Genomic DNA, 20,230 nt, shown 5'->3' with positions numbered 1-20,230 from the left:
TCCGCTTAACCCGAAACCGATGACCATTCCAAACCCAGGAATAATCACCAGTTTCACGTTAATGCTCACAAACTAAACGACTTTTGTCCCACGCGCTATTTTTTATTTTTTTGTAAGCTTTGGCGCTTAGGACTGACCCACGTTCCGGAACCAAAGCCCAGGATGGTTTTGAGTGCCGGGATAAACGTTGTCACAACGGTGATGGGGTTGATCATCCAGTAGAACAACATGTACAGCGGAGCGAAGAACCAGTACTTTAGTTTAGCACCGTGGTGGTCCAGCAATAGTGCCGCTAATAGCTGCATGAACCCGGCCAGTAATTCGAACGTCACGAAGATAAACGAAATGACTAAGCCGTGGTAGACCCGCTCATAGTTACCGGCTAAGAGAAAGGCCAGCATGAATGCGATAAAGATGATCGACGTGATCACAAAGAAAAAGGACCAGACGATCGATAACGTGGAATCAACGAACATTGAGAGTTGGTAACGTCGTTTGATGGGGTGAAACAGGAACTTCTTGATGTTGGTCAACCACACTTCGGTCCCGCCCTGCGCCCAGCGTTTGCGCTGCCGGTAGAGGTCGCGGATGGTGGTGGGAACGTTCATGTGGAAAACGATGTTGGGGGCAAACCGTGGCACCGCGCCAACCATTTGGTGATCCCAGGCGATGCTAATGTCCTCGGTGGCCCGGTTCTGTCGAAAGCCGCCCACGTCGATCAAAAACTGTTTTTTATACAGGGTGTTGGCGCCACTGTAAGCGTACATCGAGTCGTTAACGGACGTTTGGCTGCGTTTGATGACCCCGACGATGCTAGAAAATTCCACCGTTTGTGATTTGCCCAACAACTTGGTCCGGTTTTGGACGTCCATGTTGGCGGTCACCGCCGACGTATTCATATCGCGGTCGTGAATGAAAAAGTTCATGTACTTCATCAGCGCGTCCTTTTCCGGAATGGTATCGGCGTCGTTACTGAGAATGTAGTCCCCCTTGGCGAAGTACATGCCGATGTTAAACGCGTGCGCCTTGCCCTTGTTCTTTTCAATCTCAACGGTGCGTAACCGCGGGTACTTGGTTTGTAAACGCTCAATGATGGCCGCGGTGTGGTCCGTGGAGCCGTCGTTCATGACTAGGACTTCAAAGTTTTGATAATTTAATTCTTCAAACAAGTAGGTAATGGTTTCCTCAATCATGACTTCCTCGTTATGGGCGGGAATCATGATGGTAATCAGGGGTTGGTCCTTAGGTGCGATGGGTTCCCAATTATCGTCCCGTTTATTTGTTTTAAGGAAGCGGTAGGAGAGTGAGCCCGCAAACCAGAAGAAGGAGCCGGTGATCGGGTAAAGACATAAAACTAACAAAATAATGTTTAAAACGGTTTGCCCCGCCGTTGCTTCCAGCAGGTGGTCAATAAAAATGTTATGCATGGGTCGTCCTCATTGGTCTAATTCGTTCAGGTCATGGTCATCGTAAAGGTGCTGGATCTCATCCGTGTCTAAGTTCTGTTCCGGCTTAACGCGGTAATAGCGGGTGTTCTCGCGGAACGCGGGGGTGCCAAAGCGCGCGTCCATAAAGTGCGCGAGGAGTTTTTGCCGCCGCTTTTGATCGATGGGGTTAAAGGTCGGCCACTGTTCAACGACCCGGTTGCGTTTGCGATTTTGAATAATGGTCATCGTGACGGCAAACAGTGAAGCTAGCGCAAAGGCAAATAACAGTAGGATACCGATAAATTTAATTTCAAAAATTCCTTCCTGATACGACCAAAACCGGGGAATCCGGGCGTCGTAGCTGGACCAATAGGAGAGCACCGTGATGAGAATCGGCACGATGACGGCCACCCATCCCAGCAGGCCCACCAGCGTTTGCCAAATTTTAAGTAACCAGTGGCCGCGTTCAAAGTAGGCGTCGGTATAAAGTTGTTGGCGTTGTTGCGCCGTTTCCGTTTTAGGCGTTGGCTTTTTCATTGGTCGGTTTTCCTTTCGGTTGGGTTTGGTCCGGGTTAACGGGGTGGCCGAACAAGTAGCCTTGGCGAATCGCAATCTGCAACTGTTCTGCCAACTGCTCGTCCTGTTCGTTTTCAATGCCCATGAGCACGAGGTCGATGTGGTGCTTGCGTGAGAGGCGGTTCCAAAATTGTAAGTTTAGATCCAGCCAAACGGAGGGATCTTCCTTCCGAAAACTGCGCATGGAACATTTAAGGACGTCGATGTCTTTTAAGAGCCATTCAATGCTTTTTAGATTATCCAGGCTGGCGCCCACGTTATCGATACCAAACGTCATGCCGTACTGCCGTGCTTCTTCGATGCGGCGGCGGAACAGCCGTTTGTTGATCCGCTTAGGCTGATACTGGGGTGTGTATTCAATGGCTAAGTGCATCGGTTCGATTTTAGAAATCGCCCAGCGCACAAAGTAGTGAAACTCGGGACTGATGATCTGTTCGTACTCTAGGTTGATCGACAGTGTGATTGGTTCTTCCGGTAACGAGTGGAAGGTGTCTTCGAGTAAAAAAATGACCCGCTGTAACGGGAGCGAATCCAACTTAGGGGGTAACGACCAGCTGCCGTCGGCGTTTTGTTGCCGTAAGAGACATTCGTAACCGCTGGTGTTGCCCCGGTAGTCCACCTGTTTTTGGATAAAATAGTGTAACTTGATTTCGTGATTTTCTAAGTAATTGTTGGAACTCTTCCGTGAATACCAAAAGTAAATAATGATGGTTAAAACGAACGTAATGGCAATCAGAATCGTTAATCCGATTAGTAAATTTTCTAATTCCGTTAAAGTCATGGTAATCAATCCTTGTTGCTAATAATGGGGTGATGGCGAGCTAATGAACTGTGTTAATATATTTTGACATAGTTTGATTATAGGCTTAACACTTTATGGTGACAATCATATTTCGTGAAAAAGACTAACCTTATCTAATTCGTAAAGTAGACTTATAAATGAGATGCTCTTAAAAATGAACGAGAAAAAAGTACCGAACAGTCGTCGATACTTTTAAATGAAATTTAGTTTGAAGAGAAAGTTGTTGAATTCCAAGAACCATTATTATAGGTGTAAACGGTGGAACCACCTTCAAAATAGTAGAACCAAGATGTATCCTTCAGGAAGGGCTTCCCAATGTTCACAGATGGATCGGTGGGCTTAACGACACCTAAATACATAGAGTCGCCAACGTTTGAATCGATAAGCATTAATTATGCGGCTTAAATTTTCCAGCCTTTATTGTTGCCAGTGAATCGGTCGTACTGGTGGTTTTTAGGGGGAGTGCCCAATATAAAACGGCGGCACCGCCCATTCGGTACCGCCGTTTCGCTATTTATGTTCGTAATTATTTAGTCGTGGCACTCATGATCTTCGTGTCGTCACTGACTTCGTTGTTCATGACCTTGAACTTCATTAAACCAACGGCATCCATGTTGGTGATGATAACCATCATCGTGGTGGACTTGCCAGCGGCCTTAATGGCGTCGAGGTCGACCTTCGCAACCACGTCGCCGTGTTTAACGGTTTGGTCGGCGGTTACTTGAACGTCGAACGGGGCCCCCTTGAGTTCAACCGTGTCAATTCCCATGTGCAGTAAGACTTCTAAGCCGGCCGCGGTCTTGAAACCAATGGCGTGCTTAGTAGGGAAGACGGTCGTCACGGTTCCGTCAACCGGGGCAGTGATCGTGCCGTCGGTTGGGTCGATGGCAAACCCGTCACCCAGCATCTTTTGGGCAAAGGTGGGGTCGTCAACGTTTTCGATGTCGACGTAGGTCCCGTTAGCCACGCTGTAGAAGTCGGCAGCCACGCCGCTTTCTAAACCACTTGTTGAAACGGTGGCCGCTGGTTCGGCACCAGCTTCACCAACGGAGGTGATTGGGGCGTTCGTAGACTTCAATTGACTTAAAGCGTCGGCCACGAATTGAACTTCGGTCCCGATAATGATTTGTAAGTTGTGATCATCGATCTTATTGATTCCGGCGGCGCCACTGCGTTTGATGGCGGCGTCGTTAATTGTACCAGTATCTTTTAATTGTAACCGTAAGCGGGTGGTACAGTTGTCGATAACTTCCAAGTTATCAGAACCACCTAAGGCTGCGTAAATCTTTTTTGCCTGAATGGTGTACTTGTCATCGTCTGAATTAGAAGCTAAGGCTAAGTCGTCGGCTTCGTCTTCGGCCGTTACGGGTTCGCGACCCGGTGTCATCAAATGGAACTTCTTGATGGCAAAGTTGAAACCAAAGTAGTAGATCACGGCCATAACGAGTCCTTGAACGACTAACATCAACGGTTGGTTGGCAATCGGGTTCTTTAAACTCATGATAAAGTCAACTAACCCGGCGCTAAAGGCAAACCCAGCGGTCCAGTGCATGAAGGCGGCGAACGCTAAGGAAATCCCGGTGAAGATGGCGTGTAAAACGTACAGTGGCCATGCAACGAACATGAATGAGAATTCCAGGGGTTCCGTAACCCCGGTAAAGAATGAAGCGAAGGCGCCGGCCATCATGAGTGAGGCGGTTTCCACTTTGCGTTCTGGCAGGGCGTTACGGTAAATTGCGTAGGCCCCGGCTGGTAAACCAAACATCATTACTGGGAAGAACCCGGCTTGATACATCCCGGTGATTCCCTTAGTCCCCTTACTTGCTAAGAAGTTACCGATATCGTTGATGCCGGCAACGTCAAACCAGAATACGGAGTTCAGGGCTTGGTGTAACCCGGTTGGAATCAGTAACCGGTTGAAGAACCCGTAAAGGCCGGCACCCACGGCACCTAAGCCAACGATGAATTTCCCAAAGGCAACCAGGGCACTGTATACGGGTGGCCAAACGATTAGTAAGAGCACACTGATCAGTAACATGGTCAAAGCGGCCAAAATTGGTACTAAGCGTTTCCCACTAAAGAAGGATAACGCCATCGGTAACTTAGTTTCGTGGAAGCGGTTGTAAAGTGCAGCCGCAATCAAACCAGATAAGATCCCGATGAAGACGTTTCCAATTTGGGCAAAGGCCGGGTTAACGGTTGCTAACTTAATGTTCAGTAAAGTTGCAACGGATTCCGGCTTCAAAACGTTGGTTGGTAATTCAAACGCAACCAAACCAGCTAACGCAGCGGCCCCGTCCTTGTCCTTCGACATCCCGAGTGCCAAACCAACGGCAAACAACAGTGGTAATTGGCCTAAAACAGCGTTCCCGCCAGCCTGCAGGAAGTGTGCGACAATGTCGCTGCTGTAAGAAGCCCACCAGTTCCCGATACCAACCAGTAAGGCGGCTGCGGGTAAAACGGCAACGGGTAGTTGTAAGGAACGACCCATGCGCTGTAGATAATTTTTCATGTAAAAAATCCCCCTAGAATTTTTATGCAGAAATAATTGCAGGACTTAGTGTACCGTGGTGAAAGCGCTTTTTCAATCGCCTGAAATTGGTATAGCCCATTTGTAAAAATAAATTGACGGGTAAAAATGGTTCGGTCTATGTCGAATCGGACCGGGAGGAAATCCCGTCTAGCTAGGTCCGTAATTGATGGGGTGAGTTGGCGGTCTAAGCGGATCACGGCTGCAAAAATAATTTAAAAAAATATTGGTTCTACCTGACAATTGGCGCGTTGTTTCGCGCGACAATCCCGTCCGTCGGCGTGTAAAATAGGGTTAAATTAGCCGAGGAGCGGAGATGCGATGGATAAGGTACGGTGCATGGTGTACGTTAACGACGTGGAGGCGGTAGTCACGTTTTGGCAAGATTATTTGGATGCGCGGATCGTGGCGGTCAACGCCATGCCGGACGGCTCGTCAAACGTTGTTTTACAAGTCATGAGGGGCGTGGAATTGGCCTTTTTTTCAAAAGCATTTATTAAGCAGTACTCCCCGGAAGTGGCGACCAACCTGCCATCATTGATGTTTTTTAGTGACCATTTTGACGAGTTGCACCGCCGGATCCCGGGCGCGGGGAAGGTCGTTGATCAGCACGGTCAGCTGACGTTTAACTTTCCCGACCCCGAGGGCAACTACTTTGTGATTGCGCAGGTCTAAAGCGCGGTGTGCAATTAAAATTAGCGGTGCGGTTCGTTAATTTATTTGGTTTTTCTTCCATATATAATGTGAAAAATAACACAATATCGGTTATAATAAATCCAGAGCGTGGTACCCGCTTAAAACGGATTGCCGGTCGTAACGTTTGCTTGTTGACTATGAAAGCTTTTTTATGGGGAATAAACCAATTGTGGCTGGTGGATTTTCCGGACGTAGCCTTGTGAATATCGCGACAAAAAGCAACCCGAATCAGCAACAACCGGTTACACCGTGCCGTCTGATTTTTAGGGTACTCCCGCCTAACCCTTTTGGCCCGTGAAGTTTTTCGCGGGCTTTTTGGGTAGTGCTTCATTTGACCTACCACCGGTTGGCAAGGGTAGAATGGAAGTATCAAACAGAGCGGGAGTAAACAACATGATTAAATACCTCTTTTCAGATTTAGACGGCACCCTCTTAAACCCGGCCGGTACGGTTAGCCAGGCTAACGTGGACGCGTTACGGCAAGCCGGCTTGCCAATTACCTTAGTTTCCGCACGGGCCCCGATTGAAATGCTAGGCGCGGTGCGGGCCTTAGATTTAACGGGCCCCCAGATTGCATTTAACGGTGGCTTGATTTTTGATTATCGGGAGGGTCAAATTATCCCCCTGCAAACGGCCCCACTGACGCGGCAACGGGCTGCCACGCTTTTAAAACTGATTCAAACCGAGTTTCCGGCGGTCAGTTTAAGTTGTTACACGCGTGACCACTGGTACGTCCAAAAAATGGACCGGGGGGTGCGGGCCGAATCCCAATTGACGGGGCAAACGCCGACCGTGACCAACTACGCCGACTTACTCGCAACGGGTGACCACCAGATTTTTAAAATTATGATCATGACCTTGGATAACGCGCTGATGCAGCGGTTGGCTAGTACGTTAAAACGGCGGGCCGATCCCGACATCAGTGTTAAGTTGTCCGGAAAAACGTACTTAGAAATTACGAGTCAAGCGGCGCAAAAATCACGGGGCATTGCCTATATCATGGATACTTGCCACTTAAAAGCCGCGGACACGGCGGCTTTTGGTGACGGTGAAAACGATTTGCCAATGTTAAAGGCGGTCGGCACACCAATCGTCATGGGTAACGCGACGCCGGACATTCAAGCCGCGGGCCGCTTCGTGACTAAAACGAACGCGGAAGACGGCGTGGCGTACGCGGTGCAGCACTTTTTAGGCGGTGAGTCGCGATGACGAATATTCACGACATTGCCCGGTTGTCGGGGTACTCGGTTTCAACGGTGTCGCGGGTCCTGAATCACCACAACTACGTTTCAGCCGAGACCCGGCAAGCCATTGAACAGGTCGTAAAAAAACTAGATTACGCGCCTAACGCGGTGGCCCGGGATCTAAGCCGCGGTAAGACTTTTAACGTGGGCGTGGTGTTACCGCACGCTGACCACCCGTATTTCACCCAGTTGGTGCAGGGGATTATGCGGGCGGCCTTTGCTGCTAACTATCACGTGGTGTTATTACCGTCAAAGTGGGACGCGCAACTCGAACAAAAGTATTTAGAAACGCTCCGGCAGCACGCGTACGACGCGCTGATTTTTACGTCCCACGGGTTACCACTAGCCACGTTGGCCAAGTACCAACGTTACGGACGCATCGTGATCTGTGAGAATCCCCATGATTCGGGATTACCGGCGACTTACGCGGAGCGGGTGGCGACGTACCGGACGGCCTTTGCACACCTAAAAAAGTTGGGACACACCCACATTGGGGTACTGAACAGTCGGGACCTTGCCGCCAGTGCGACGACCCAGGCAACGGTGGCGGCGTACGAGGACGTGTTTCAAGCCCCGTTACCCGCTAAGTACTGCTACACGGGAGTTAACACGTTAACGGACGGTCAAACGGCGGGGGGCTACTTTGTTGCCCGCTTTCCCGAAGTAACCGCCGTCATGACCAACGGGGACGACATTGCCCTGGGCTTTCGGCGCGCTTATTTGGCCGCCCAACGCCCGTTACCGTACTTGATTGGGCAGGAACACCAGCCGTCTGGCGAAGCCCTGAAGTTGCCGACCATTGATCATCACTTTGACCTGGTTGGGGTGCGGGCATTCCAACTTGCCATTGGTGAAACGGCGACGAACGTGGCGATTCCGTCCGAATTCTTATTAAACTAAATAAATTTTAACGGCGTGTTAAGCCCGTCATGGCGGGCTTAACACGTTTGTTTTTGGCTATTAGTTAGAAATATAGTTAGTTTTTGTTGTATAAAACTAACTATCGTGCTAACATAATGAACATTCAAATACGGGAGGTCCTTTTTATGACAACGAATAATCGGGATTTGTTTAATAGTTTTGGGCGCTTGTTCCAGAACCGGGCGTTTTTTATGGCAATTGCTCATCAGCAGCAGTTTGGAAGACCCGGTGCGGAACGGGGAGGCCGCGGCCAGATGCGGTTACTGCAATTACTGGCCGAGTCACCAGCTGGTCTGACCAACGCGGAAATTGCGGAAATTTTAGACATTCGGCCAAGTTCGGTCAGTGCGACGTTGAGTCGCTTGGAAGACGCGGACTTGATCGTTCGTGAACCCAGTCGTCACGACAAGCGGGTCGTCATTGTACGACTCAGTGAGCAGGGCCAAAAGCTGGCTAGTCACCGTGATCAGGGAATGAGCGACTTAGCGGACCAGCTGTTTGGTTGCCTAACAGACGATGAACAGGCGGAACTTCAACGGTTGCTGGATAAACTAAGTGCCAACGCTGCCGATTTGGACGTTCAGGATTTAATGCACTTTGGTCACGAACACGGTTGGCCGCAACGTCCAGGGTGGGGTCACGGCCGTGGTTGGTTCTAATTATTAAGAAATTTCGAGGCATAGGAGAAAATGGAACGTAGAATGGCAGCACCATCAACCGCCGCGGCGCGCGGCAAATTTGATTTAAAAGGCTTCTTACATTTAATTCGGCAGACGGCACCCAAGTACTGGCAACTGTGGATTGGCCTCACCCTGGGATTACTCGCTACTGGCGCCCAGTTAATGGTTCCCAAGTTTGCCCAGACGCTGATCAACGGGTTTAGTCACGGCGTCAACCAGTCGTTACTGGTAGGGGTGATTGGGTTATTTCTGATTAGTGCCGTTATTAGTGCCATTTCGGGGACGTTACTGGGAATTTTCGGTGAAAACGTCGTTGCAAACTTACGCACAACGCTCTGGCACCGCTTGTTACGCCTACCCGTTGGTTACTTTGACGACGTAAAAACCGGTGAAATGACGTCCCGGTTAGTCAACGATTCGACGCAGATCAAAGACTTGTTGGCGAACGCTTTTCCGCAGATGGTGACCGCACTCATGCAGCTCATCGGCGCCCTAGTCATTATGGTCTTGATGGACTGGAAAATGACCGCCATCATGGTCTTAGCGATTCCCGTCGTCTTATTAGTCATGCTGCCGATTATGCGCCAAAGCAGCAAAATTGGCCGGCAACGCCAGGACGCCTTAGCCAGTTTTAACGGGACCGCCGACGAGACGCTCGGCGAAATCCGGTTAGTGAAATCTTCCAACGCTGAACCGTACGAAACGACCAACGGGACTCACCAAATTACTAAGCTGTATCGCATTGGGCTAAAGGAAGCCCTGTACGATTCGGTTGCCGGTCCGGTCATGACTGCCAGCATGATGGCACTCTTTGTCGGCGTCCTCGTTTACGCGGCGGCGCGGGTCGCCAGTGGCACGATGACGATGGGGACGTTAGTTTCATTTTTAATGTACCTCTTTCAAATCATTGGTCCGGTGGGGACGTTAGGGCAGTTCTTTACGACGTTGTCGAAGGCCAACGGTTCTACTGAACGGATTCGTGATCTGTTAAACGAACCGGAAGAAGCGTTAACGACCGGCAACGACCAGTCGGTTGCCGACCAAACGTTAGCCATGCACCACGTAAACTTTGCGTACGACGATGAGGGTCAGGTCATTTTAAGCGACGTGAGCTTTAAAGCGGCACCGAATACGGTGGTGGCCTTCGCCGGTCCGTCCGGCGGTGGTAAGTCGACGATTTTTGGCTTACTGGAACGTTATTATCAGCCACAGGGTGGTCAAATTACGATTGGGCAGCAAAACGTTAACGACATTAGTTTGAACGCCTGGCGGTCCCAAATTGGGTACGTCAGCCAGGATTCGGCCATCATGGCCGGGACCATTCGCGACAACTTAACGTACGGTTCCGACCAAACTTATACGGATGACCAACTATGGCACGTGCTCGAACTGGCTTCCGCGGCGGACTTTGTCCACGCCATGCCAGCCGGGCTCGATACCCAGGTTGGTGAACGCGGCGTTAAAGTCAGCGGTGGGCAGCGCCAACGCTTGGCAATCGCCCGGGCCTTTCTCCGGGACCCTAAGATTTTGATGCTGGACGAAGCGACGGCTAGTTTGGATTCGGAATCCGAAGCGATGGTCCAAAAGGCACTGGGTGAATTGATGAAGGGCCGGACGACCCTGGTCATTGCCCACCGGTTAAGTACCATCGTGGATGCTGATCAGATCTACTTCATTGAAAAGGGCCGGGTCAGTGGTTCCGGAACCCACCAAGAATTGATGGCCAACGTTCCGCTATACCGGGACTACGTGAAGATTCAATTTAAAGAGTAGTGCTTCACAAACCGATTATTCGCATTCATCCCGGGGCTCCCTTAAAATAAATGAATAATTAAACTTGAAGGGGTCAGAAACATGGTCATGCGGGATTTAAACATTGGAACGAAGGTTGGGTTAGCACTGCTTAATGATCGGTGGTACGCGCTGGTACTGAGTAATTTAACGGATCAGCCGGCTGATTTTATGCTGCTTCGACGCCGCGTACGGGGGCTGGGTACGTTAAAGCTGCTTACGGTGCTGGCGAAAATGAATCAATTGGGATTGGTAACGGAGCGTGAACACTATCGTTACCAACTGACAACGACTGGCTTAGAATTACAACGCAGCTTACAAGAATTAGAGGCGTGGGGTAACCGCGCCATCACCGCAATGCATTAAAAAATAACAGAGTGTGCCAAACGTTGGTTAGCCGTTAAGCGGAACCCGCTGACTTTTGAAGCCCGTTTCGGCAATAATTATTCGGAGATAAAACAGAGGCTGTGACTTTTGTCACAGCCTCTTGTAGTTTAAGCACCCTTTTTTTTACGTTACGGTGTTGCGGTCTTGGCCATCGTTTGGCCGACCGTCGCGGTGTATTCACGTTCACCCAGAGTGTTGGGATGCAGGTTGTCGCTGACGAACCAGTTATCGTTACTTTGGCTGACGTATAACCAGTCGATCAAGTGAACGTTACTGTATTTTTTAGCGGCCGCAGCAATGAGTTTATTATTACTGTCCTGCCACTTCTTATCGGGGACCCGGGTGTTGACCCAGTAAATTTGGTGTTTGCTGCCGATTTGTTCAATGATGCCGTCAATGCTAGCCTCGTCGGTGGGGCCGTTGGTTCCCAAGTTGACCAGCACGTTTTTTTGGATGGCGTTGTTGGCCTTTAACTGGCTAATGACGGCCGGCGCGGCGGAAACTTGACGGCCAACCTTGGCGTCAACGTTAAAACTCTTAAAAATTTCTTTTAAGTCCGGCGTTGTACGGACCATGATCGAATCACCGATTCCGGTGACCTTTAGCTGACTGAGTGTTTTGATTTCGCTTTTAGATAGTTGGTACTTTTCCCCTAAATCGGTGTGGGCCACGCTGTGGGTCGCCCCGGTGGTCTTGGTGTGGTTCCCCGTAATAATATTACCGATATTAATGACTTGTTTTTTTAAGGTTGGTGTGGGGATGATCAGAGCGCCGCCAATAAAGACAACGGCAAAGATCCCCAATAACCAATAAATTAATTTTTGATGTTTCAAATGGTCTCCTCCTTGCACGCTATAAGATTAGCCTAGTCGCGCGACCCTGTCAATTGCGGGTGTGAATGTTAAAGCGCCCCTTTTAATGTATAAAAATAGTTGTTAGACTGGGATAAAAGTACGATGGAGGGGTGGCGTTATGGAAAAGAAAACGTTGGGGTTCGTCCTCGCAAGTGCCGGACCGTTTTTCTGGGGGAGCTCCGGGACGGTGGCCCAACATTTATTTGATTCAACCAACATTTCCCCACTATGGTTGGTTTCAATTCGGATGGTCGTTTCGGGACTACTGCTCCTTATTTACGGAGCGGTTCGAAAAATGCCGGTGACGGCGGTGTTTAAACGACCAGCCGCGGCGGGAAAACTCGTCGCGTTTAGTCTGCTGGGGATGGTGGGGACCCAGCTGACGTATTTTATGGCGATCAGCCGTGGAAACGCGGCGACCGCGGCCATTTTACAAGCACTCTCACCAGTGCTGATCATTTTGTTCATTACCTTTCGAACGTGGCGTTTTCCGAGCAAAGTCGACGTGATTTCAGTGGTATCCGCCATCGTGGGGACCGTGTTGATCGTCACGGAGGGCAGCCTCGATTCATTAGCGTTACCGCTAACCGCAGTTATTTGGGGTCTGCTAGCGGCGGTGGGGGCGACCATTTATACCCTCATGCCAACTAAACTCATCAAGGACTACGGCGCGACGCCCATCGTTGGTTGGTCAATGCTCATTGGTGGGCTGTTCGTATTCGTTGGAACGGCGGCGTGGCGCCACGTCCCACGTTTGTCGGTCGGAGCGTGGTTGGAAGTTGGGTTCGTGGTCATCTTTGGCACGATGCTGGCCTACCTCTTTTTCCTGCAAAGTCTGGAGTTTATCCTGCCGACAACGGCGAGTGTTTTGGGAACCATTGAGCCGTTGTCGGCCACGGTGCTGAGTGTTATTTTCTTAAACGTTAACTTTAATGCGTTTGGGATTACCGGGGCCGTTTTAATTGTCGGCGTAACGGTTCTGCAATTCATGGCGGCCCAAGCGGCCAGTTTCGGGAATAAAGTGTAAGCGTGGTAGGGGAGTTCAAAAGTCGTTGCGCGTCGGCATTTTCGCAACGACTTTTTTGGTGGTTACCGTTATTCGCTTTTGGCATAACGATGGGCCAAATTTGAGTTGATAATGACAATCAATCCACGTAGGCTTAACGTAACAAGAAAGTAGGGTGATTAAATGCAATCTTTAAAATTTGAACCCGCCCAATTTAAGCGGCAAACGTTGAGGCTTGATGGCCGTCCCTTAGCGTACTACGCCGTTCACGGTCTAACGTACGTTCGGCGACCAGTTGCCGCGATTCAACGACTGAACGTTTTCGTACCCGCGGCGTACTTGCAAAATAAGCCGGTCAACGGGTACGACCGGACCACCGCGCCCATTTTTATGCCGAACACGGTTGGGGGCTATTTGCCAGGGCCGGCCGATGACCCGCAAAATCAGACTTGGCCTTCTAACGCTAAAACGATTGCTTACGCCTTAAAACGGGGGTACGTCGTCGTTGCGGCCGGGTTACGGGGGCGCACGACCGTTGATGCTAACGGGCACGCAGTTGGGCATGCCCCGGCCTTTATCGTGGATATGAAAGCGGCGATTCGTTACGTCCGCTATAACGCCGGGCGTATTCCGGGGGACGTTGAACGGATCGTGACCAATGGTACCAGTGCGGGTGGCGCCACGGCGGCGTTGAGCGGCGCCGCGGGCAATGTCGCGTACTTTGACGCCGCGCTAACGGCACTGGGAGCCGCTCCGGTTCGTGATGACGTGTTTGCGGTGTCCGCCTACTGTCCAATCCACAACTTGCAACACGCGGATATGGCTTACGAGTGGCAGTTTAACGGTATTGATGACTGGCACCGATTTAAGTCCACGCCGGTGAAAAATGGCCGCCCGCGGTTTACACCGGTTGCGGGCCGGTTGACGAGTACGGAACGCATGCTGTCAAGGATGTTAAAGACACAGTTCATCAGCTATTTGAACGACCTGCACTTGACTACCGCGGCGGGGACGGCGTTAACTCTGGATGCGGCCGGTAACGGACCGTTCCGGGACGCCGTGGCGGCGTTGATTCAGGAGTCCGCACAAGTGGCACTGGATCACGGTACCGACGTGCATAAGTACGCGGGTTTAACGGTTCGGGACAACCGGGTGACGGCGGTGGATCTAACGTCCTATTTGAACAGCATTACGCGGATGAAGTCGGTCCCGGCCTTTGACGCGCTGGACTTGAGTAGTCCGGAAAACAATTTGTTTGGGGATGCTAACGTCAATGCCAAGCATTTTACGGTTTTTTCACAAAAACAAGCGGTCGTTAGTGGTCCCTTGGCCGCTCCCCAGCTCGTCGCGGCCGTGGATCCCGTTAGCCAGTTATTGTCCGGTCAGACCACGGTCGCAAAACACTGGCGGATCCGCCATGGCGCTGCCGACCGGGATACCAGTTTTGCCATCCCGTTGATCTTGGCAACCGTGCTAAGACAGCGAGGGGCTGACGTGGACTTAGCGTTTCCATGGGACGTGCCCCACAGTGGGGACTACGACTTAGGCGCGCTCTTTAGTTGGATCGACGCGCGCTGTTTACCAACCGCAAAATAAATTTTGTTAAACCTAATTATCCAGTATTTCACAAAGTATGTTGAAAACGCCAATGGCAAGCGTATACTCTTCTTTAGATGGACACTAAGGAGGAGTTTTAGATTGAAATTAGGTAAACGTAGCTTCTACTGGTTATTGGGGTTAGTTAGTTTTGCTTTATTATTACTATTTAGTCAAGCAATACCGGCTAAGGCAGCCACTAACTACGATGCGAAGGATTACACCACGGCCGCTTCCGTTTTTAACGGGCCCGATTTTAAGCACGCCGATACGATTCAAATTGAATATAACTTGGCGTTTGGCAATACGGCGTTGCACGCGGGTGACACGGTCACCGTTGATTTACCGGAAAACTTACGGGCTAAAGCCGTTGGCGACGTTTTTGACGTAACGGACGAAGACACTGGTGAAGTCATCGGTACCGGGAAAGTCACAACGGATGGCAAGGTCGTCTTAACCATGAATGAGCACATTGAAGGTAAGACCAATACCGAAATTCGCTTAAACTTGTCAACTAAGTATCGTGGTGAGGATACTGGCGAAAAGAAAGTTATTTTTAATTTGGAAAACGGCCAACAGAGTACTTCCGACATTAACATCGTGAAGGATGAAGCCAACCTTTCAAAGAAGGGAACGATGGACCACGAGAACGGTCGCATTAAGTGGACGATTTTAGTGAACCGGCAACAGCTTGAGTTACATAATTTGTCGATTGCCGATACGATTGGTGACAAACAGGAAATGATCGAGGGGATTCAGGTTTATAACGGTGAGTGGTCAACATCAACGTCGTATAAACGGCGCGACCAACTTAGTGAAGATGCTTACAACGTTAAGTACACCGATAACGGGTTTAACCTCGACTTCAACGACACTGTAAGTAACCTAATTGTGATTGACTACTACACTAAGGTAACGGAACCAGAATTAATGAATACGGACTACCATTTCAAGAACAAGGCCATCATGGAATGGGGTGGCGGCACTAGTGGTGAACGTAACCAAGAAGCGGCTAACGGTAAGGTCTACGATAAGAGTAACAATTCGGGCTCGGGAAATGGTAACGCCATTTCTAGTTCGAGTTCATCAAGTTCATCGAGCTCCAGTTCGGTAATTTCGAGTTCATCAAGTTCATCGAGCTCCAGTTCGGTAATTTCGAGCTCATCAAGTTCATCGAGCTCCAGTTCAGTAATTTCGAGTTCATCAGATTCATCGAGCTCCAGTTCGGCAATTTCGAGTTCATCAGATTCGTCCAGCGTGGACAGTTCCACCAGCTCGAGTTCGACCAGTTCGGATAACCAGGCCACTAGTTCTTCAAGCGATACTGGTCAATCCAGTGAAAACTCGAACAGCAGCTCACAGCCAAACGGTGGGACTGATACAACGGGTAACGTTACCAAACCCGATGATCCGGATGACAACACTGATCCTAATCCGGACGTGGACGAAGATACCGGGACGGTTGACGTAGACGCCGGGTTTGATGAAAACTACGAAGCGGGGACTAAGGCTCCGGACGCCAACAGTTCGTCGAAGTTTACGAGCACGGCCTCCAGCGTCTTTACCAGTTCCAATTCACAAAGCGCAACTAGTCAGGCTTCAGCGGCCCCCGTACGGGCAACTTCAACACCGGACACGAAGAAGTCCAGTGCCAAAACGACCGTGCTACAGTCAAACGCTGCAACTCCTGCGAGCCAGAACCGTGCAGAATTACCCCAAACGAACGAGTCGCAAGTGGACGGTCACGCCCTTCGTTCCGTGGGAATTTTGTTAGCCGTTTTGACCCTCGGTGGCGGCGCCCTGATTCGTCACTGGGCGTAATCAAATTTAAATCGTTAAAGTTAAAATCACGTGGTGGAACGAAACACCACGTGATTTTTGTGTCTAACGGGGCCGGGACTTAAGTTTCGTTAGTTTGACCTTGGGGTGAGTCCCACCGTGGCCGCGGCAACTTTAAAATTTAAAGTAATTAAACCAATTATGAAAATTCAATTGACAGTTTTCATGACTAATGGCAAAATAAGAACCATTCTCACATATTTCTCATCTAATTTTTATTAATTAAAACGGAGGCTTACATATGGAAACAACTAACGCAGCAGATGCGACACATAAGATGACGACCATGGATTACGTTTACAAGGTATCCGCGGGGGTTTCTAACGCCATTCTAGTTTGTTTAGGAATTGGGCTATTATTGCAATCGTTCGCCAATTTTTTACACTGGCAAGCGCTATACCAGGTCGGGGCAATTGCCCAAGTTTTACTGGGACCGGCGTTCGGGGTCGCCATTGCGACGATGCTGAACAGTAACACGCTGGTGACTTTTAGTGCCATGATCTCCTCAACGATTGGCGCTAACGCGGTCTTCTTTTCGCAGTCGGCAACTAACGGGGTGACCGCCACGGGCCATACGCTGGCCCAAGCGGCGCAAAGTTCCATCTTTACGACCGGCCAACCGATTTCAGCGGTCGCCGCCGGGTTAGTGGCCGTCCTAGTTGGGAACTACCTGACGGGTAAAACCCCGTTGGACATGATGCTGGTCCCGTTAGCCGCGACCTTTGTCGGTTCGGTCGTGGGACTCGGATTAGCCGCCGTCACCACGCCGGCACTGGTTTGGCTCAGTCAGTTCATTGCCACTTCGATGAAGGTCAACCCGTTGATCGGGTCGATGGCGGTTTCCTTAGCCTGGGCACTATTCCTGATGACCCCGGCATCGTCGGCCGCCTTGGCGGTTGCGGTCATGCTTGATCCGGTTTCTTCCGGTGCGGCACTGATTGGAACAACCGCCCAGTTTGTCGGTTTTACGATCATGTCGTTTCGCCAAAACAACTTGGGAGCAAACATTGCGCAGGGAATCATCACACCCAAGGTTCAGTTCCCGAACCTGTTAGTTAATCCGCGCTTAGCGATTCCGCCAATGGTGGCGGCCATCGTCGCGGCACCGATTGCGACCCTGGTATTCCACTTCTCAACGAGTTATAAGTTAGCCGGGTTAGGGTTGAATTCGTTAATTGCCCCGATTACGCTGGCTTCGACCAATATGAACACGTTCATGGTTTACGTGGTCACCGGGGTGGTCATTCCGGCCGTGATCTCGATTGTTTTGTACAGGGTATTACTGGCAGCCAAGTGGGTAGAATCCCAACAGCTCCAGTTGGAAATTGTTTAAATTAAAGTGTGGGCCCGCAACGTTTAGATGGTGAACGTTAACGGAAAACTGGCGATGATTCCTGAATTGGAAATCACCGCCAGTTTTAGTTTGAACGGGTTCGGTGATGGTGACGACGAGTTAAATTTGACAGTGTGCTTATCAACTAGTGAGCGTTGAAACCAAGCAATCGACGAACTAGGATGGTTTTATTCACAGAAAGGAATTGGTAAGATGAGTAAAACCAAGTACCAAAATTTTAGTTTGTTTGATGGTCACGAAGCAAAGTTACAACCGAACGCCAGCTTTGTCGTTGATAATGCGACCGGTCGCTTGGTCGCGGATACCGGGGATGCGGATCACACCGTGGATTTGAGCGGCAAGTACGTGATGCCCGGTTTGATCAATGCCCACACGCACATGATGATGAACCCGCAAACCAATAAGCTGACCTATTTGTCCGAAGCGGAAGTCACCTACACGGCGTTAAATAATTTAAAGGAATTGCTCCACGCCGGTGTGACGAGTATCCGGGACTGTGGTTGCGCGTTTGACGTGGACATTAAGTTGGCCCGGCTGCGGGCCGAGGGGGCTAAGTTTCCAAGTCCCCAAATCATTGCGTCTGGCCGGCCCATGTCGATCACGGGCGGCCACGGCGACTTTACCGAGGGTTGGAGCGGTAATACTACTTGGGGTCATTTGACCGATTCCCCCGATGAAATGCGTAAGGCGGTGCGGCACGCTTTTAAATACGGCGCGAAAAATATTAAGTTAATGGCAACGGGGGGCGTTATGTCGGCGACCGACCAAGTTGACGATACCGAGTTGAGCCTCGATGAAATCAAAACGGCGGTCGCCGAAGCCCATTCCAAGCACATGACGGTGGCGGCCCACGCGGAGGGGGCCGACGGTATTCACCTAGCCATCCTGGGCGGGGTGGATTCGGTTGAACACGGGTCGTTTATTCGTGACGAAGACATCCAATTAATGGCTGAAAAGGGCATCTATTTAACGCCAACGTTAATTGCGGGTTACACGATTCCAACTTATGGTAAGGGAAAGTTACCACAATACATGATCGACAAGGGTGCGGCCTCCTTGAAGATTTACTTTAAGCGGATCGCAGCGGCCATCCGGGGTGGTGTCAAAATCTCGTTTGGGACCGATGCCGGCACGCCGTTTAACGGTTTTAAGGATACTCCGGTTGAACTTCAGTTGCTGACACAGGTTGGTGCGACTAATTACCAAGCGCTATTTGCAGCGTCACGGAACAGTGCAAAGTTATTACATATTGATCAGGATTACGGTTCACTGGAAACCGGGAAGTTCGCGGATTTCTTAGTTCTAGACGCCGACCCCACGGCGGACGTTAAGGCGGTCCAACAAACGGACAAGGGCGTTTACCAACACGGTGTTAAGGTGAATTAGAGTGTGAGCTCAGCTGACTTTGGGCGCGCTTTGGCACCATTACCTAATAATTAAAGAGAGCGGGTAACGCAATCACGATTACGTTACCCGCTCTCTTTAAGGTTTAACTTCAGATGCTGATTTCAAGCGCATTATTTAGTTATCAAACCCGGTGGGCTGGCGCTGGTACGCCCGTCCGCGGGTCCCGTCAATGGTAGCCTGATACAGGGCGTTTAAAGCTTTAGGACCGTATAAGTGGGCCATCCCCCAGTAGCGTAACCCTTGGTTTAAGTCCGCGGCCGCCTTGTGGTAGTCGCCGCCGTTACTTAACCGCTTGGAATTTTTGACCAGTAGCGCGCTTAAATCCGGGTCCCCCTGAACCTGGGGGTCCTGGTAGGCCGTACTAATGGCTTGTAATAGGACCGCTGCTTGTTGTTGATCCGTTGTTTTTGACATATTATATTCCCCCCTAGATTAATAGTCTACACTTAATTGTCGGCTTGTGAAACGGGCATTCAATTTGGCTTTGAAAAGCCGTATACTGAAACTAGGGGTGAGGGAAATGAATTGTGAAGTACGGGGGATTATTCGATCGTTGATTACGGATTTAGCGAGCACTGAAGCGCGCGGCTACCCGGAGATTCGCCGGGCCTTATTGTTAGCGGAGCATCAATTGGCTGATCAGGCACAGGCGGGACCCTTAATTAGTCACTTGGCGAATTACATTACTTACACGGTATTTTCCAACCGACTACATTTAACGGCCACCCAAAACTTGCTGGTGGGTCAACTGCTGGCGTTAGGGCGGCGTTCTGCTGGTGCTGAGACGGTGACTGATCCGTCTGATTTTCGTTAGGAGGGGTGTGCGATGCGCGTTAAACCATTAATTCAAACCGCGGTTACGGCGGGAAGCTTGATTACCGTCATGGTTGGGTTGTATCAGGGGGCCCGGCAAGTACGCCGGCTAATTAAAAAATAAAGTGAGGACGTTGTTACCGGTGTGGATAAATCCGGAACAACGTCTTTTTAGTTATCCACAGGGGGATAGGTAGGAAGATAACGCAGTAGTTATCCACTTTTATCGGTGAGTAGTGGATAACTGGCCTATTATTCCGTTGGTGAATAATAAAGCGGCCGTTTTCGAATTGAACCCGCTTTCGGC

General features: G+C 50.3%; 18 protein-coding genes. 12 read left to right on the top strand and 6 right to left on the bottom strand.

Annotated features, from left to right (window positions below; translation table 11 throughout):
* Positions 1 to 95: 95 nt before the first annotated feature.
* The 4 genes from D1831_RS06830 to nagE form a co-directional block, all read right to left on the bottom strand.
* Positions 96 to 1,427, bottom strand: a complete 1,332-nt coding sequence (locus D1831_RS06830; RefSeq protein WP_125072189.1) for a glycosyltransferase — start codon at positions 1,425 to 1,427, stop codon at positions 96 to 98.
* A 9-nt stretch (positions 1,428 to 1,436) separates the two neighbouring features.
* Positions 1,437 to 1,964, bottom strand: a complete 528-nt coding sequence (locus D1831_RS06825) for a hypothetical protein (RefSeq protein WP_125072188.1) — start codon at positions 1,962 to 1,964, stop codon at positions 1,437 to 1,439.
* Positions 1,945 to 2,784, bottom strand: a complete 840-nt coding sequence (locus tag D1831_RS06820; protein WP_125072187.1) for an EAL domain-containing protein — start codon at positions 2,782 to 2,784, stop codon at positions 1,945 to 1,947. Before D1831_RS06820 ends, D1831_RS06825 begins: the two co-directional genes overlap by 20 nt.
* A gap of 547 nt (positions 2,785 to 3,331) precedes the next feature.
* Complete coding sequence (gene nagE, locus D1831_RS06815) at positions 3,332 to 5,317, bottom strand: N-acetylglucosamine-specific PTS transporter subunit IIBC (protein WP_125072186.1); 1,986 nt, start codon at positions 5,315 to 5,317, stop codon at positions 3,332 to 3,334.
* Between the two features lie 339 nt (positions 5,318 to 5,656).
* Between nagE and D1831_RS06810 the strand changes: the two genes are divergently transcribed.
* The 6 genes from D1831_RS06810 (at position 5,657) to D1831_RS06785 (ending at position 11,033) form a co-directional block, all read left to right on the top strand.
* Positions 5,657 to 6,010: a VOC family protein gene (locus D1831_RS06810; RefSeq protein WP_125072185.1), complete on the top strand. Its 354-nt coding sequence runs from the start codon at positions 5,657 to 5,659 to the stop codon at positions 6,008 to 6,010.
* A gap of 414 nt (positions 6,011 to 6,424) precedes the next feature.
* Positions 6,425 to 7,240 (top strand): Cof-type HAD-IIB family hydrolase, encoded by an 816-nt coding sequence (locus D1831_RS06805; protein WP_125072184.1) that lies wholly within the window; start codon positions 6,425 to 6,427, stop codon positions 7,238 to 7,240.
* Positions 7,237 to 8,175 carry a LacI family DNA-binding transcriptional regulator gene (locus D1831_RS06800; protein WP_125072183.1) on the top strand — a complete coding sequence of 313 codons (939 nt, stop codon included), beginning with the start codon at positions 7,237 to 7,239 and terminating at the stop codon, positions 8,173 to 8,175. The genes D1831_RS06805 and D1831_RS06800 overlap by 4 nt, the downstream gene beginning before the upstream one ends.
* A 146-nt stretch (positions 8,176 to 8,321) precedes the next feature.
* The gene (locus D1831_RS06795; protein WP_125072182.1) at positions 8,322 to 8,855 is read left to right on the top strand and encodes a MarR family winged helix-turn-helix transcriptional regulator; all 534 of its coding nucleotides are present in this window, start codon (positions 8,322 to 8,324) and stop codon (positions 8,853 to 8,855) included.
* 30 nt (positions 8,856 to 8,885) lie between these two features.
* Positions 8,886 to 10,649, top strand: a complete 1,764-nt coding sequence (locus tag D1831_RS06790; RefSeq protein WP_125072181.1) for an ABC transporter ATP-binding protein — start codon at positions 8,886 to 8,888, stop codon at positions 10,647 to 10,649.
* An 81-nt stretch (positions 10,650 to 10,730) separates the two neighbouring features.
* Positions 10,731 to 11,033 carry a winged helix-turn-helix transcriptional regulator gene (locus tag D1831_RS06785; RefSeq protein WP_125072180.1) on the top strand — a complete coding sequence of 101 codons (303 nt, stop codon included), beginning with the start codon at positions 10,731 to 10,733 and terminating at the stop codon, positions 11,031 to 11,033.
* Between the two features lie 149 nt (positions 11,034 to 11,182).
* On the opposite strand, the gene D1831_RS06780 is transcribed toward D1831_RS06785, so the two are convergent.
* The gene (locus tag D1831_RS06780) at positions 11,183 to 11,887 is read right to left on the bottom strand and encodes an SGNH/GDSL hydrolase family protein (protein WP_125072179.1); all 705 of its coding nucleotides are present in this window, start codon (positions 11,885 to 11,887) and stop codon (positions 11,183 to 11,185) included.
* Between the two features lie 139 nt (positions 11,888 to 12,026).
* On the opposite strand from D1831_RS06780, the gene D1831_RS06775 reads away from it, so the two are divergent.
* The 5 genes from D1831_RS06775 (at position 12,027) to D1831_RS06755 (ending at position 19,089) form a co-directional block, all read left to right on the top strand.
* Positions 12,027 to 12,935 carry a DMT family transporter gene (locus tag D1831_RS06775; RefSeq protein WP_125072178.1) on the top strand — a complete coding sequence of 303 codons (909 nt, stop codon included), beginning with the start codon at positions 12,027 to 12,029 and terminating at the stop codon, positions 12,933 to 12,935.
* Between the two features lie 162 nt (positions 12,936 to 13,097).
* A complete protein-coding gene (locus D1831_RS06770) occupies positions 13,098 to 14,510 on the top strand; it encodes a subtype B tannase (RefSeq protein WP_125072177.1) in 1,413 nt (470 codons plus the stop codon).
* A 102-nt stretch (positions 14,511 to 14,612) separates the two neighbouring features.
* Positions 14,613 to 16,331 carry a collagen binding domain-containing protein gene (locus tag D1831_RS06765; protein ID WP_125072176.1) on the top strand — a complete coding sequence of 573 codons (1,719 nt, stop codon included), beginning with the start codon at positions 14,613 to 14,615 and terminating at the stop codon, positions 16,329 to 16,331.
* Between the two features lie 259 nt (positions 16,332 to 16,590).
* A complete protein-coding gene (locus tag D1831_RS06760) occupies positions 16,591 to 17,682 on the top strand; it encodes a PTS transporter subunit IIC (RefSeq protein ID WP_125072175.1) in 1,092 nt (363 codons plus the stop codon).
* Between the two features lie 213 nt (positions 17,683 to 17,895).
* Positions 17,896 to 19,089 carry a metal-dependent hydrolase family protein gene (locus D1831_RS06755; protein ID WP_125072174.1) on the top strand — a complete coding sequence of 398 codons (1,194 nt, stop codon included), beginning with the start codon at positions 17,896 to 17,898 and terminating at the stop codon, positions 19,087 to 19,089.
* 135 nt (positions 19,090 to 19,224) lie between these two features.
* Here D1831_RS06755 and D1831_RS06750 read toward each other — a convergent pair whose 3' ends face one another.
* The gene (locus D1831_RS06750; protein WP_125072173.1) at positions 19,225 to 19,524 is read right to left on the bottom strand and encodes a bacteriocin immunity protein; all 300 of its coding nucleotides are present in this window, start codon (positions 19,522 to 19,524) and stop codon (positions 19,225 to 19,227) included.
* 106 nt (positions 19,525 to 19,630) lie between these two features.
* Between D1831_RS06750 and D1831_RS06745 the strand changes: the two genes are divergently transcribed.
* Positions 19,631 to 19,924 carry a bacteriocin immunity protein gene (locus D1831_RS06745; RefSeq protein WP_125072172.1) on the top strand — a complete coding sequence of 98 codons (294 nt, stop codon included), beginning with the start codon at positions 19,631 to 19,633 and terminating at the stop codon, positions 19,922 to 19,924.
* Positions 19,925 to 20,230: the final 306 nt, after the last annotated feature.

The organism is Lactiplantibacillus garii, from assembly GCF_003885105.1.
Classification (GTDB): Bacteria; Bacillota; Bacilli; order Lactobacillales; family Lactobacillaceae; genus Lactiplantibacillus; species Lactiplantibacillus garii.
The sequence above is the reverse complement of the archived record's forward strand: the minus strand, read 5'-3'. Positions and strand labels throughout refer to the sequence as shown.